This window comes from Streptomyces sp. NPDC018964 (assembly GCF_044390325.1).
Classification (GTDB): Bacteria; Actinomycetota; Actinomycetes; order Streptomycetales; family Streptomycetaceae; genus Streptomyces.
Window position 1 is genome coordinate 361585 of the sequence record NZ_JBIRYZ010000007.1, and the last position, 13463, is coordinate 375047.

The following is a 13463-nucleotide window of genomic DNA, read 5'->3' on the forward strand; positions in this document are numbered from 1 at the left end:
AGGGGGGGGGGGGGGGGGGGGGGGGGGGGGGGGGGGGGGGGGGGGGGGGGGGGGGGGGGGGGGGGGGGGGGGGGGGGGGGGGGGCCCCGCCCCCCCCCAGGTTTTTCGCCCCCGCCCGCCCCTCCCCTTCCCGTCCCTGGGGGCTGCGCCCCCAGACCCCCATCGGCCCTTCGGGCCTCGTCCTCAAGCGCCGGACGGGCTGTGATTACGCCGCTGTTTCCAGGGCTTCGGGGCGGAGAACCGCCGGAGTCCGGGTGCGGCGGGTGTGGAGGAGGTGGCCTGCCCCGATCGACGCGGCGATGATCAGGCCGCCGGTGATCAGGGCGCCGCGGGGGCCGGCCAGTTCCATGAGGAGGCCCAGGGCGGGCGGGCCGCCCAGGCTCCACACGGTGCCGACGCTGCCCCAGACGCCGAGCACGCGCCCGCGCAGGTGGGCGGGCGGGTCGGTCTGCAGGACGGCCGTTCCGGCGGTGTCGGAGACGGACTCCACGACGGCCATGGGCAGCACCAGCACCAGCAGCACGGCCAGCGACGGTGACATCCCCGCCACCACCTGCAGCAGCGCGCCCGTCGCCGCGAGGGCGCCGACCAGCCGCACGGACGGCCGGCGCAGCCGCGCGCCGAGCACCGCGCCGAGGATGCCGCCGACCGCGAGGACGGTGGACACCGTGCCGAACGCCCCGGCTCCGCCCGCGAGCGGTCCGGTGACCAGGACGGCGAGCGTGAGCCCGTAGTTGCGGCCGAAGACCGCGCTGACGCCGGTCACCCCGGCGAGCGCGAGCAGCCGCGGCCGGCGGGCGAAGAAGGCGATCCCCTCGCGGACGGTCATGGCGGGCTGCGGGCGCTCGCCCTTCCCGCCCTTCCCCCCCTTCTCGACGACGTGCCGGACCGCCCCCGCCGCCGGGCGCAGGAACGGGATGACCGCGGTCACGAAGAGGAAGGAGAACCCGTTGGCGAAGTAGGCGGCGGCCGTGCCGAGGAACCCGACCGTCACCCCGGCGAGCGCGGCGCCCGCGAGCCGGCCCGCGTTGAAGACCAGGGCGCCCACGCCGATGGCGGAGGGCACGTCCTCGGCGGGGACGAGATCGTTGCCCAGCAGGGCGCACGCCGGGTTGTCGACGGTGGCGATCATGCCGGTGACGGCGGCCAGCACCATCAGGGACGTCATGTCGAGCCGGTCCAGCGCCACCAGGGTGGCCGTGGTGAACGCGATCACGGCCAGCAGCGCCTGGCTGACGGCGGCCGTCAGCTTCCGCGGCCAGCGGTCGACCGCCGCGCCGCCGAGGACGCTCATGAGCAGGGCCGGGGCGGCCTGTACGGACATGGACAGACCCGTGGCGGCGGCGGACCCGGTGATCTGGAGGACCAGCAGGTTCTGCACCGTGAGCTGCATCCACGTACCGGCGTTGGACACGAAGTTCGCGACGGACCACCAGCGCATGCTGCGGTGCCGCAGGGAGCGCCAGGGCGAGCGGGACTCGGGCTGGGCGGGGGCGGGTGGGGAAGACACAGGGGCGCCACTCGGGAGGACGAGCCGAAGGACTCGGCGGAGGGGGCGCGGGAAGCGGAACACCGGCTGCGCTGCGCGGCGGCTCCCGTCACCTGGAAGGGCGCGGCCCATCGTGGCAGAAGGGACCGCCGAGTCGGTTCCGAGCAGCCGGGGATCATGGGAACGTGGGCGTCAAACGTGTTCTCGTGCGGGGGACTTGGGCCGTGAGTGCGGTTGCTCACAGAGAGCGGGGACATGGGGGGAGGGGCCCGTCACCCGTGTGACGGACCCCTCCCTCCGGGTCCTTGCGCGTGCCTGGCGTCAGCCGAGCTTCCCGCGTCCGCTCAGCGCGTCCCGGATCCGGTCCACCATCCCGGCGCCCGGCGCCAGCAGCTTGTTCGCCGGGGGCTTGTCCGGGGCGGCCGGGTGCGGCCGGGTCGGGGCCGTCTTCTTCGCCTGCCGGACCTTGTCGCCGAGCCGGTCGAGCTGCTCCGGGGAGCAGGCGGCGCGCAGCATCGGGAACAGGTTCCGCTCCTCGTCAGCGATGTGCTCGCGGATCTCGCTCATCAGCGCGCCGACGAGCCGGTCGAACTCGGGGTCGCCGGCGTCGCAGCCCTCCAGGTCCTTCATCGTCCGCTCGGCCGTGGCGTGGTCCTCGAGCTCACGATCGGCCAGCGCGTCCCCGTTCTCCACGTGCTCCCGCACGGCCGGGTAGAGGTACGCCTCCTCGGCCACCGAGTGCCGGATCAGCTCGATGGTGACCTGGTCGGCGTACGTCTTGCGGTCCTTGTGGCCCGGCGGCAGTTCCTCGATCTTGCCGAAGAGTTCCTCGACCTCCCGGTGATCGGTCACCAGTTCGTCGATGACGTTGCCTCCGTGTCCCATGTCCTTCACCTCCGGTTCGTGGTGGCACCCGGCCGGAGCCACCCGCCCACGAGTCCCCCCGCCCCCGGGGAGCTAACGCGGTCCGGTGGATCAGCGGGACAGCCGGGCCCGGATCCGGCCGGCCGCCGCGGCGGGTGCGGCCCCGGCCCGGACGGACCGGCGTACGAGGTGGGCGTCGCGGCGCAGGTCGTGGGCGGCGTGCCGGCTCCGCCAGAGGAGCGAGGGGGCCGCACCGGTGTCGTCGGCGGCGATCAGCAGACCGCCGAGCATGGACAGGTTCTTCAGGAAGTGGATGCGCTGCTGCATGCGCTGGCCGGGGTCCTCCTCCTCCCAGAAGCGGTGGGCGGCCAGCGTCGTGGGCACGAGCGTGGCGGCGACCGCGAGCGCGGCCGGGCGGGACAGGCGTCCGGTGGCCAGCAGCAGCCCGCCCACCACCTGGACGGCACCGCTGAGGCGCACGGCGTCCTCGGTGCGGTCCGGCAGCACCGCGACGCGGTCGGTGAGGGGCTTCACGACGGACTCGGCGATCGGGGCGACGTTCTGGGGGTTGCGGACGGAGTCCAGTCCGCCCGCGACGAACATCGACGCCAGCATCGGCCGGCCGAGGACGCGCAACAGACTCATGCCTTCTCCTGGAGGTGTGCGTGGCGGGGGTGCGCCGGGTTCCCCGCCGGGCGGGGACCATGCGGCGCGCCCTCACCAGAAGCGGGTGGTGAGCGCGGGCCGGTGGACGGCCTGGACGGCGTCGCGCAGGCGCAGGGCGACGCCGATGGTGGCACGCAGGGCCGAGGGCCGTACGGTCTGGGCGGTCTCCGTGGCCAGGACCAGCAGGCAGCCCGCCGCCTGCTCCACCACGGACACGGGGAGGGTGTAGTCGCTGTCGGCGGCCGCGCGGAACGCCTTCAGCGGGATTCCGGCACCGTCGACGGTCCGCCGGGCTGCCTGCTCCAGATGCTGTGCGGCCTGTTCGCACAGCGCGACGGGCAGGGTGAGGGTGCGCTGGAACGATGAACTCGTCATGCTCCGAGTGCTCCCCCGGCACGGTTTCCTTCGATCGACGGGGGCCGGGATTTCACCGTCCCGCGTGACCGGCCGGCGGCGGACGCGGGCGTGCGGGCGGTCCGTACCCTGGGCACGACCGCTCGCCCGCGCACCCGTACGTGAGGAGTCCGCCCATGAGCTTCCCTCCCGGTCCGGCCGCCCCGGACGGTGACGGGCCCGGGGCCGTGGCGGCCCGGTTCACCGGGCGTGCGGTGACCGGTGTGCGTACGCTGTCCGGCTCACTGGCCGAGGCCGTCCTCGACGACGGCAGGGTGGTGGTCGTCAAGAGCGCCGACGGGGCGGGGGCCGTGCGCGCCGAGGCGGCGGGGCTGCGCTGGCTGGCCGAGGCCAAGGCGGTGCGGGTGCCGGCGGTGCACGGTCACGACGCGCGCCGGCTGGTCGTCGACCGGGTGGCGCAGGGGCCGCCCGGCCGGGAGGCGGCGCTGCGGTTCGGCCGGGAGCTGGCCGCGCTGCACGCCGCCGGCGCGCCGGCCTTCGGGGCGCCGCCGCCCGGCGGCCCGGTGGAGGCATACATCGGGCTCGCCCCGATGCGCAACGTCACCGGCGGCGACTGGCCCGGCTGGTACGCCGAGCACCGGGTGCTGCCGTACCTGCGCCGGGCGGTCGACGACGGCACCGTCACCGCGGGTGAGGCGGGCGTCGTCGAGCGGGTCTGTGAGCGGCTGCCGGAGCTCGCCGGGCCCGCCGAGCCGCCCGCGCGGCTCCACGGCGACCTGTGGAACGGCAATGTGCTCTGGGGCGCCGACGGGCACGTCCACCTGATCGACCCGGCCGCCCACGGCGGGCACCGGGAGACCGATCTCGCGATGCTCGCCCTGTTCGGCTGCCCCCACCTGGACGCGGTGCTGGACGGCTACCGGGAGGCGGCGCCGCTCGCCGGCGGGTGGCAAACGCGCGTCGGCGTGCACCAGCTCTTCCCACTGCTGGTGCACGCCGTGCTGTTCGGGCGCGGTTACGCCGAACAGGCGCTCGCGGTGGCGCGGTCGGCCGGGTGACTCACCGGGTCACCACGTGCCGTTCGTCGGGGACGCAGTGGGTCATGGTGAGTCCCTCCACGTCGCGGGGCGGGTTGTCGCCGAGGTTGGCCAGCCGCTTGCGGTCCTCGTCGGTGAGGTCCTGGCTCGCCAGGGGCTCCAGGTGGGCGACGTCCTCCGGCATGATGCCGAGGCCCTCGCCGACCCTGCGGCCGAGGTCGTTCTCGACCAGCAGGAAGTGCCACACCATGCGCTCCTGCACCTCCCGGTCGCACTGGGAGATCAGGGTGACGAAGTTCTTCACCAGGTCGTCGCGCTCCCAGTCCTCCATCAGGCAGTACCGCTGGCCCGCCTGGAGGTAGTCGTTGGTGCGCTCGATGCGCTTGCGGGTGAGCCGGCCCCGGATCTCCGGACCCTGGTCGTCGTGCGTCGGGTACTGGCCCTCGCGCAGCCCGCCGGTGATCGACGGCTCGTAGTTGACGTGCGGGTTCTCCCCGCCCTTGTCCTGGAAGTACGCCATCTGGCCGTCGCGCTGGTTGGTGCGCACGTCCGCGTGCTTGGCCTGGTTGACCGGCAGCTGGAGGTAGTTCGGGCCGACCCGGTGGCGCTGGGTGTCGCTGTAGGAGAAGGTCCGGCCGACGAGCATCTTGTCGTCGGAGAAGTCCAGACCGTCGACGAGGACGCCGGTGCCGAAGGAGATCTGCTCGTTCTCGGCGAAGAAGTTGTCCGGCATCCGGTTCAGCACCATGCGGCCCACCGGCTTCGGCGGGAAGTCCTGCTCCGGCCAGGTCTTGGTGTCGTCCAGCGGGTCGAAGTCCAGCTCCGGGTGGTCGTGGTCGTCCATCATCTGGACCAGCAGTTCCCACTCCGGGTACTCGCCGCGCTCCACCGCCTCGTACAGGTCCTTGGTGGCGTGGCCGAGCGACTCGGCCTGGACGTTCGCCGCGTCCTCGACGGTCATGCTGCGCACGCCCTGCTTGGGCATCCAGTGGTACTTGACCAGCTTGGTGCCGCCCTCGGCGTCGACCCACTTGTAGGTGTTCACGCCGAAGCCCTGCATGTGGCGGTAGTCCGCCGGGATGCCGCGCGGGCTGAACAGGTTGACCAGCATGTGCATCGACTCGGGCGTCTGCGACATGAAGTCGAAGATGCGGCGCGGCTGCTGCTCGAAGGTGACCGGGTCGGGCTTGAGGGCGTGGATGACGTCCGGGAACTTGATGGCGTCCCGGATGAAGAAGACGCCCAGGTTGTTGCCGACGAGGTCCCAGTTGCCGTCCTCGGTGTAGAACTTCACCGCGAAGCCGCGGGGGTCGCGGGCGGCCTCGGAGGAGTCGCGTCCGCCGATGACGGTGGAGAAGCGGACGGCCACGTCCGTGCGCTTGCCCTCCTCCTGGAAGAGCTTGGCGCGGGTGTAGCGGGAGATCGGCTCGTCGCCCCACTTCCCGTACGCCTCGAAGTATCCGTAGGCGGTGACGCCGCGGGCGTGCACCACGCGTTCGGGGATGCGTTCCCGGTCGAAGTGGCTGATCTTCTCCAGGAACTGGTAGTTCTCCAGCGTGGCCGGGCCCCGGGAGCCGACGGTGCGCTGGTTCTGGTTGTCGTAGACCGGATGGCCCTGCCGGTTGGTGAGTACCTTGCGGTCGTCGCCCGGAGCGGGGCCCCGGCTCGAAACGTCCGTCATGATCGTGGGCTCCTTGAGCTGCTCTGTACCCCCCGCGGTGGCGCGTACGAGGGTCATGCTGCCGCGCATCACCGCGGTCGGCGACTCGGGGAGCCGCCGGTTGCGTCAGGCCGTGTGCGGGAGGCGGCCCGCGACGGCACGGGCCCGGCCGCCGCGGTCGTGCGCGGTGGCCGGGTCCTCGCGGAGCGGCGTGCTCAGCCGCCGTTCAGGCGTGCGCGCAGCAGCCCCTTGCCGAGTTCCGCGCCCTTGCGGCTGTCCGCCTGGGCCTTGCGGAACAGATCGGCGACCTCGGTGTCCTTGGCGCGCTCGGCGTCCTGGATGTAGCTCTCCAGGCGCAGTGCGTTGCTCAGGCACGCCTCGACGTACCAGATCAGGTTGTAGTCCTTGTCCTGCGTGCCGGTGACGCCGCCGGTCTCCGTCTCGCTGGTCATCCGGGCCTCCTCGTCGCGGTGCTCGTTACGGGCCCGCCCGCTCCGGCGCGTGGCGCCGGGGCGCGGGCCTCCACAGCGGCGGTCGGGTACCCGTTCCCGCCTGAGGCACACGGCGACGAAAGGGCGGGGCGCGACCGGTCCCCCGTTCCGGTCGTGCTCCCGCCGTGTGCCGAAACTATGCGCTGCGGGGCGGTGCTGTGTAGCGCACCGGTGCCCGCTGCGGCCGCCGGAGGACTCATCCGTGCACAACTGAGTCCGAAAGGCCCGGTTCACCCGTGCGTGAGCACCGGCTGTTCCAGGTCACCCACCGCCAGATGGGCCAGCACGACCTCGTACAGATCGGCCCCGGCGGCCAGCAGCTGGCGTTCCAGGACCGGTTCGGCGCTGCGCACGTGTTCGCGCACGGTCTGGGCGTGCACGCCCAGGCTCTGCGCGGCCCGCTCGGCGTTGCCCCCGGCGGCGATCCAGGCACACAGGGTGCGGCGCACGTTCCGGGTGCCCCCTTCCAGTCTCCCCAGCAGCTCCCGCGCCCAGCCGCCGAGGGCGGGGCCGGCCAGCAGGTCGGCGAGGCACGGGGAGTGCGCCGCACCGTCGCCGACCTCCTGCCCGTCCAGGAGGTTGATCTGGGTGTGCAGCGCCAGGTGCACCACGGCGCGGACGGTGACGTCGTCGAAGTCCGCGCCGAGCATGGTCTCGACGCGTTCCATGCGGGCCCGTACGGTGTTGCGGCTGACGCCGAGCACCTTGGCCGCGCTGACGGCGGTGAACTCCAGACCGAGACGGGTGGTGGCGAGGAGTTCGGCGCGGGTGTGGTGCGGCAGCGCGTCGAGCGGGCGCAGCACCCGGGCCGCCCAGCCGCGCAGCGCGGCGGGGTCCATCAGCCGTTCCGGGTGGGTGCGTTCGGCGTACACGGCCGTCTTGTCGGCGCGGAAGCGCGCCACCGCCAGGGCGCTGACGGCCTGCCCGTACGCGGTGGCGGTACGGGCGAGGCTCTGCCAGACGCTGCCGCCGAGGAAGGTGTCCGGGTGGCGTTCGACCAGCGACCGCAGCTCGCCGGCGGTGGCCTCGCGGGGGCTGACGACGATCACGTGCCCGTCCATCGCCGGGCAGCGCACGACCAGCGCCTCCTCCCGCGTGGCGTCCAGGCACTCCGCGGCGAGCCGGTCGCGCAGGGCGGGCGCGGACTCGACGACGTAGACGCAGGCCGTGTCGGCGTCGAGCAGGCCGGGCCAGAGCCCGGCGGCGACCCGGCGGGCGGCGACGGTGTCCTCGACCATCAGCAGCTGCAGGATCGCGAGGCGCAGATCGGCGGCGGCCCGCCGCAGCAGGTGTCCGGCGGCGGTGGTCTCGTGGGCGGTCAGCAGGAGTTCGATCACCTGGGCGGTGTGCGTGACGACGTCGGAGGCGTGCCGGTCGAAGGGGGCCGCGCGGGAGACGGCCAGCACGTGGGTCCCGGAGGGGTGTCCGATCCTCACCAGGCGCACGTGGCGCCCCTCCCCCTCCCAGGCGGCGGAGGCGATCCGGCCGGTGACGAGGCCGGCGACGAGGGAGTCGTCCAGTGGCAGCCGGGCCCCGGCGAGCAGTGTGCCGGCGGCGTCCCGGAGGGACACCTCCGCGTGCGCGGTGGCGGCCAGCCAGTCGACGACCCGGCCGACGTCACGCCCGGCCGGGCGCAGGTGCTCGAGCAGTTCCCGCGCCCACACCGGATGCTCCCCGGCCGGCGCCGGCGTCCGCCGGACTCCGTCCTTACCGCCCGTCACCTCGGCCTTCCCCTCGTTCACGCGTCCCGCCCGGGTCAGGGACGTTACCTCACCCCCGCGCTCCGGCACACCGTGCCTCGAGGGACGGCGTGCGCGGTCCTCGCGTGCGGGCGGCATAAGCTCGGTGAATGGCGAAGTACTTCGACGTGCACCCCGACAATCCCCAGCCGCGCACCATCGCGCAGGTCGCCGAGAGCATCCGCTCCGACGCCCTGATCGCGTACCCCACGGACTCCTGCTACGCGCTCGGCTGCCGTCTGGGCAGCCGGACCGGCATCGACCGGATCCGCACGATCCGCAAGCTGGACGACCGGCACCACTTCACCCTGATGTGCCGGGACTTCGCGCAGCTCGGCCAGTTCGTACGGATCGACAACGACGTGTTCCGCGCGGTGAAGGCGTCGACCCCGGGCAGCTACACGTTCATCCTGCCCGCGACGAAGGAGGTGCCGCGGATGCTGATGCACCCCAAGAAGAAGACGGTGGGCGTGCGCATCCCGGACCACGTCGTCACCCAGGCCCTGCTGGCCGAACTCGGTGAGCCCCTGCTGTCCAGCACCCTGCTGCTGCCCGGCGAGGACGAGCCGATGACCCAGGGCTGGGAGATCAAGGACCTCCTCGACCACCAGGTGGACGCTGTGCTGGACTCCGGCGACTGCGGCACCGAGCCGACCACGGTGATCGACTTCTCGGGCGGTGAGGCGGAGATCGTACGACGAGGCGCGGGCGACGTCTCGCGGTTCGAGTGAGGCCGGGCGAGTCCGGGCGAGGGGTGGTCGGGCCGGCCGCACGGTCCCGGTGACGGAGTCCTCGTACCGGCGCGGACGCGTCCCGGTGGCCGGGCCGGGGTGACCGTCCCGCCGGGCCGGAGCGCGGGCCCGCTGCCGGCGGCCCGGCCTACCAGCGGCCCGGCGCGGTGCCGGTGACCGGCCGCGAGGGCCGGCCGTCCACGCCGACCGGGACGTCACCGGCGAGCATCACCCGGTGCATGATCCGCGGATGGCCGAGGTGGGCCGTGTCGCCCGGGGCCAGATGGATGGTGGCCCGGTTGTCCCAGAACGCCACGCTGCCCGGCTCCCAGCGGAACCGCACGGTGTACTCGGGCCGGGTCGCCTGCTCCAGCAGCATCTCCAGGACGGCCGCGCTCTCGGGGCGGGACAGACCGGTGATCTGCTCGACGTAGTAGCCGTTGACGAACAGCAGCCGCTCCCCGGTCTCCGGGTGGACGCGCACCAGGGGGTGCTCCGAGGCGGTCTGGTGCTCCAGCAGGTGGCGCAGGTAGGCGTCGTCGCCGGGGCGGGCCTGGTAGCCGACGCCCAGCCGGTGCTCGGCGCGCAGCCGGTCGGCGAACTCCCGCACCGGGGCGGAGAGTCCGGCGTACGCCGCGGCCAGGTTCGACCAGGTGGTGTCGCCGCCGTGGGGCGGGACGGTCTCGGCGCGCAGGATCGTCGCGGCCGGCGGGTCGACGCGGGCGCCGTGGTCGCAGTGCCAGCCGCGCAGCAGGGTGTGGCGGCGGCGCCGCAGCCACTCGTCGTGCTCCATGCCGAAGCGTCCGCCGAGCTCCAGCCGGTCGGCGGTGGTCTCGATCTCGGGGAAGTCCGCCGGCGAGGCCCTGCCGCGCCGGGGCAGCACGACCGGTTCGCCGAAGCGGCGGGCCAGCGCCACGTGTCCGGCGTGGTCGAGGCGCTGTCCGCGGAAGAACACCACCTTCCAGCGGAGCACCGCCGCCCTGACGGCGGCGATCACCGCGTCGTCGGGATCGCCGGCGAGGTCGACGCCGGTGATCTCGGCCCCGATGTGCCCGGCCACCGGACGCACCTCCACCGCCGTGTCCTCCCCCGTGCCGTCCCCGCGCGTCGTCATGCGTTCCCCACTCCGTCGGTCGTCACCACCGGTCTCCCTACCCGTCCGGTTGATCATCGACCCCTCGTCCCCGACGCTGGGAGGACGACATCCCCGACGGGAAGGCACCCCGGTGAGCGACATCCCGAGCCACACCCTCAACGACGGCACCACGATCCCCGCCCTGGGCCTGGGCACCTGGCCGATGGACGACGCCGAGGCGGAGCGGGCGGTGGCCGAGGCCCTCCGAACGGGCTACCGCCTCGTCGACACGGCGGCCAACTACCGCAACGAGACCGGTGTCGGCCGTGCCCTGGCCCGGGCCGGCGTCCCGCGCGAGGAGGTCGTCGTGACGACGAAGCTCCCGGGCCGGCACCACGGTTACGAGGAGACCCTCGCCTTCTTCGAGGAGTCCCGCGCCCGGCTCGGCCTGGAGTACGTCGACCTCTACCTGATCCACTGGCCGCTCCCCCGCGTCGACAGGTACGTCGACTCCTGGAAGGCCATGATCAAGCTGCGGGAGGACGGCCTGGTCCGGTCGATCGGCGTCTCCAACTTCACGCCCGCCCACATCGAGCGGCTGGAGAAGGAGACCGGGGTGCTGCCCTCGGTCAACCAGATCGAGCTGCATCCCTTCTTCCCGCAGGAGGAACTGCGCGCGTACCACGCCGGCAAGGGGGTGCTGGTCGAGAGCTGGAGCCCGCTCGGCCGCGGCTCGACGCTCCTGGACGACCTGGCCGTGGCCGCCGTCGCCGAGGCGCACGGGGTCACCCCGGCCCAGGCGGTGCTGCGCTGGCACGTCCAGCTGGGTGTGCTCCCCGTACCCAAGTCGTCCGATCCCGAGCGGCAGCGCGCGAACCTCGACGTCTTCGGCTTCGAACTGGACGCCGCCCAGATGCGGACGATCGCCGACCGCGCCCACCGGCGGATCGGCGGGGACCCGGAGGTGCACGAGGAGTTCTGACCCGGGGCCGGGACCGACGGGGTCCGGGCGGCGGGTCAGGGCTGCGGCAGCGGTTGTTCCGCCCAGATCGTCTTGCCGTGGTCCGTCTGGCGGCTGCCCCAGCGCTGGGTGAGCTGGGCCACCAGCAGCAGTCCGCGGCCGCCCTCGTCGTAGACGTGGGCGCGGCGCAGGTGCGGTGAGGTGGAGCTGGCGTCGGCGACCTCGCAGATCAGGGTGCGGTCGCGGATCAGCCGCAGCTGGATGGGCGGCACGCCGTACCGGATGGCGTTGGTGACCAGTTCACTGACGACGAGTTCGGTGATGAAGGCGATCTCGTCCAGCCCCCACGCGGCCAGCCGTTCGCCGGCCCACTCCCGGGCGGCGGCCACCTCCTCCGGGTTCGGCGGCACGTCCCTGGTGGCGACCTGGTCGGCACCCAGGGCCCGGGTGCGGGCCAGGAGCAGCGCCACGTCGTCGCAGGGCTCCTGCGGCAGTACGTCCTTCAGCACGCCGTCGCACAGGGACTCCAGCGAGTCGGCGGGCACCGCCAGGGCGCGGCACAGTTCGTCGGTGGCGCGGTCGATGTCGCGGCCGCGGTCCTCGATCAGGCCGTCGGTGTAGAACGCGACGACGGAGCCCTCGGGCAGCTCGAGCTCCGTCGCCTCGAACGGCAGCCCTCCGACGCCCAGCGGGGGGCCGGCGTTCACGCGGATGAGCCGGGACGTCCCGTCGGGCAGTACGAGGGCGGGCGCGGGGTGCCCGGCGGAGGCCGCGGTCAGGCGGCGGGAGACGGGGTCGTAGACGGCGTACAGGCAGGTGGAGCCGAGCTCGGCGACGTCCTCCCGGTCGTCGGCGACGAGGTGGATGACCAGGTCGTCGAGGTGGGTGAGGAGTTCGTCGGGCGGGAGGTCCACGTCGGCGAGGGTGCGCACGGCGGTGCACAGCCGGCCCATGGTGGCCGTGGAGGGGATGCCGTGGCCGACGACGTCGCCCACGACCAGGGCGACCCGGCTGCCGGCCAGCGGGATCACGTCGAACCAGTCGCCGCCGATGCCGGCCGCCGACGCGGAGGGCAGATAGCGGTGGGCGACCTCGACGGCGGCCTGTCCGGGCAGGCCTTTCGGCAGCAGGCTGTGCTGGAGGGCCAGCGCGGTGGCGCGTTCGCGGGCGAAGCGGCGGGCGTTGTCGACGCAGACGGCGGCACGGCTGGCGAGTTCCTCGGCGAGCGCGGTGTCGTCGTCGGCGTACTCCTCGGGGTGGATGTTGCGGACGGCCACCACGACGCCGAGGGTGGTGCCGCGGGCGCGCAGCGGCACGGCCAGCAGCGAGTGGACGTCGGCGACGCACTCGGGGACGCCGCGCTCGGTCGTCCACCGGTCGAAGTCCGGTTCGCCGGTGCGGGCGAGCACCGCCCTGCACTCGCGCAGCGCCCGCGCGGGCGGGGAGTAGGGCGGGTAGACGTCCGTCTGGCCGAGGCGCACGACCGCCTCGGGGGCGCCCTCGGCGGCGGAGCCGTGCGCCACCCGGCGCAGTACGACCCCGGCGTCCGGCCGGACCGGGGGTTCGTCGGCGCCGAGCACCCAGTCGTGCAGGTCGACGGCGGCGAAGTCGGCGACCGCCGGGACCATGAGCTTCATGAGCTCCTCTGCGGTGCGGACGACGTCCAGGGTGGTGCCGATGGCGGTCGCGGCCTCGTTCAGCAGCGCCAGGCGCCGCCGGGCCCGGTGCTGCTCGGTGCTGTCGAACGCCGCGAGGGCGGTGCCCATCGTCTCGCCGGAGGGCCCCGCGACCGGCCACATCTCCATGTTCCAGATGCGCGGGTGGGACTGTGTGGGCGCCCGGCTGTAGACCTCGTACTGCAACGGCTCGCCCGTCTCGACGACCCGGTGCAGGTGCCGGCCCAGGCCGCGGGTGTACTCGTCGTCCTCCATGGTGTCCAGGCAGGACCGTCCGACGAGGTTCTCCTGCGAATCACCCAGCAGCCGGCAGGCGGCGTCGTTGACCAGGAGGTAGCGCGACTCGGGGTCGACGACCGAGATCGTCAGGGACGCCTGCTGGAAGGCCCGCGCGGCCAGGGAGGTCTCCGCCGCGTCGGGCGGCTCGGCGGTGATCAGGTGTCCGGCGGGGGTGCCCCGGGCGCCCAGCAGGGGCCGGACCGTGAGCCGGACCGGTACGGGACGGCCGTCGCGGTGGCGCAGCGTGACCGGACCCGAGGGGAAGGGAGCCGTGCCGGAGGGCGCGTCCCCGGCGAGCAGCGCCCGTACGGCCCGTCCCACGGCATCCTCGGCCGGGTGTCCGGTCAGCCGCCGGGCGCCCTCGCTCCACCCCGTCACGATGCCGCGGGCATCGACGACCACAGCGGCGGAGGCGTCATCCATTCGTCCAGGATCATCCCA

Annotated in this window: 12 protein-coding genes; 3 read left to right on the plus strand and 9 right to left on the minus strand. The window is 73.8% G+C overall.

Going from position 1 to position 13463, the window contains the following annotated elements:
* Nucleotides 1-205: 205 nt before the first annotated feature.
* The 4 genes from ACH5AO_RS15100 to ACH5AO_RS15115 form a co-directional block, all read right to left on the minus strand.
* On the minus strand, nucleotides 206-1510 hold the full coding sequence (locus tag ACH5AO_RS15100) for an MFS transporter (protein WP_398924688.1): 1305 nt from the start codon (nucleotides 1508-1510) through the stop codon (nucleotides 206-208).
* A 300-nt stretch (nucleotides 1511-1810) separates the two neighbouring features.
* The gene (locus ACH5AO_RS15105; protein WP_398924689.1) at nucleotides 1811-2374 is read right to left on the minus strand and encodes a hemerythrin domain-containing protein; all 564 of its coding nucleotides are present in this window, start codon (nucleotides 2372-2374) and stop codon (nucleotides 1811-1813) included.
* A 90-nt stretch (nucleotides 2375-2464) separates the two neighbouring features.
* On the minus strand, nucleotides 2465-2998 hold the full coding sequence (locus ACH5AO_RS15110) for a DoxX family protein (RefSeq protein WP_398924690.1): 534 nt from the start codon (nucleotides 2996-2998) through the stop codon (nucleotides 2465-2467).
* A gap of 72 nt (nucleotides 2999-3070) precedes the next feature.
* Nucleotides 3071-3394, minus strand: a complete 324-nt coding sequence (locus ACH5AO_RS15115; RefSeq protein ID WP_398924691.1) for a hypothetical protein — start codon at nucleotides 3392-3394, stop codon at nucleotides 3071-3073.
* A 155-nt stretch (nucleotides 3395-3549) separates the two neighbouring features.
* Between ACH5AO_RS15115 and ACH5AO_RS15120 the strand changes: the two genes are divergently transcribed.
* The gene (locus ACH5AO_RS15120; protein ID WP_398924692.1) at nucleotides 3550-4431 is read left to right on the plus strand and encodes a fructosamine kinase family protein; all 882 of its coding nucleotides are present in this window, start codon (nucleotides 3550-3552) and stop codon (nucleotides 4429-4431) included.
* 1 nt (nucleotide 4432) lies between these two features.
* Here ACH5AO_RS15120 and ACH5AO_RS15125 read toward each other — a convergent pair whose 3' ends face one another.
* The 3 genes from ACH5AO_RS15125 to ACH5AO_RS15135 form a co-directional block, all read right to left on the minus strand.
* Nucleotides 4433-6091, minus strand: a complete 1659-nt coding sequence (locus ACH5AO_RS15125; RefSeq protein ID WP_398924693.1) for a catalase — start codon at nucleotides 6089-6091, stop codon at nucleotides 4433-4435.
* 194 nt (nucleotides 6092-6285) lie between these two features.
* Nucleotides 6286-6522: a hypothetical protein gene (locus ACH5AO_RS15130; protein ID WP_030869562.1), complete on the minus strand. Its 237-nt coding sequence runs from the start codon at nucleotides 6520-6522 to the stop codon at nucleotides 6286-6288.
* Nucleotides 6523-6791: 269 nt separating this feature from the next.
* On the minus strand, nucleotides 6792-8282 hold the full coding sequence (locus tag ACH5AO_RS15135) for a helix-turn-helix domain-containing protein (RefSeq protein WP_398924729.1): 1491 nt from the start codon (nucleotides 8280-8282) through the stop codon (nucleotides 6792-6794).
* Nucleotides 8283-8410: 128 nt separating this feature from the next.
* On the opposite strand from ACH5AO_RS15135, the gene ACH5AO_RS15140 reads away from it, so the two are divergent.
* Complete coding sequence (locus ACH5AO_RS15140; RefSeq protein WP_398924694.1) at nucleotides 8411-9031, plus strand: L-threonylcarbamoyladenylate synthase; 621 nt, start codon at nucleotides 8411-8413, stop codon at nucleotides 9029-9031.
* 148 nt (nucleotides 9032-9179) lie between these two features.
* Here the strand turns inward: ACH5AO_RS15140 and ACH5AO_RS15145 are convergent, their stop codons facing one another.
* Nucleotides 9180-10145: a TauD/TfdA dioxygenase family protein gene (locus ACH5AO_RS15145; protein ID WP_398924695.1), complete on the minus strand. Its 966-nt coding sequence runs from the start codon at nucleotides 10143-10145 to the stop codon at nucleotides 9180-9182.
* Nucleotides 10146-10257: 112 nt separating this feature from the next.
* Here ACH5AO_RS15145 and ACH5AO_RS15150 point away from each other — a divergent pair, with 112 nt between their 5' ends.
* Nucleotides 10258-11088 (plus strand): aldo/keto reductase, encoded by an 831-nt coding sequence (locus ACH5AO_RS15150; RefSeq protein ID WP_398924696.1) that lies wholly within the window; start codon nucleotides 10258-10260, stop codon nucleotides 11086-11088.
* A 35-nt stretch (nucleotides 11089-11123) separates the two neighbouring features.
* Here ACH5AO_RS15150 and ACH5AO_RS15155 read toward each other — a convergent pair whose 3' ends face one another.
* Nucleotides 11124-13445 (minus strand): SpoIIE family protein phosphatase, encoded by a 2322-nt coding sequence (locus ACH5AO_RS15155; protein WP_398924697.1) that lies wholly within the window; start codon nucleotides 13443-13445, stop codon nucleotides 11124-11126.
* Nucleotides 13446-13463 lie beyond the last annotated feature (18 nt).

Bases quoted from the DNA above. Each gene is read 5' to 3' on its own strand.
- ACH5AO_RS15115 (WP_398924691.1), bottom strand. From the start codon at position 3,394: ATGACGAGTTCATCGTTCCAGCGCACCCTCACCCTGCCCGTCGCGCTG.
- ACH5AO_RS15155 (WP_398924697.1), bottom strand. From the start codon at position 13,445: ATGGATGACGCCTCCGCCGCTGTGGTCGTCGATGCCCGCGGCATCGTG.
- ACH5AO_RS15130 (WP_030869562.1), bottom strand. From the start codon at position 6,522: ATGACCAGCGAGACGGAGACCGGCGGCGTCACCGGCACGCAGGACAAG.
- ACH5AO_RS15145 (WP_398924695.1), bottom strand. From the start codon at position 10,145: ATGACGACGCGCGGGGACGGCACGGGGGAGGACACGGCGGTGGAGGTG.
- ACH5AO_RS15120 (WP_398924692.1), top strand. From the start codon at position 3,550: ATGAGCTTCCCTCCCGGTCCGGCCGCCCCGGACGGTGACGGGCCCGGG.
- ACH5AO_RS15140 (WP_398924694.1), top strand. From the start codon at position 8,411: ATGGCGAAGTACTTCGACGTGCACCCCGACAATCCCCAGCCGCGCACC.
- ACH5AO_RS15125 (WP_398924693.1), bottom strand. From the start codon at position 6,091: ATGACGGACGTTTCGAGCCGGGGCCCCGCTCCGGGCGACGACCGCAAG.
- ACH5AO_RS15105 (WP_398924689.1), bottom strand. From the start codon at position 2,374: ATGGGACACGGAGGCAACGTCATCGACGAACTGGTGACCGATCACCGG.
- ACH5AO_RS15110 (WP_398924690.1), bottom strand. From the start codon at position 2,998: ATGAGTCTGTTGCGCGTCCTCGGCCGGCCGATGCTGGCGTCGATGTTC.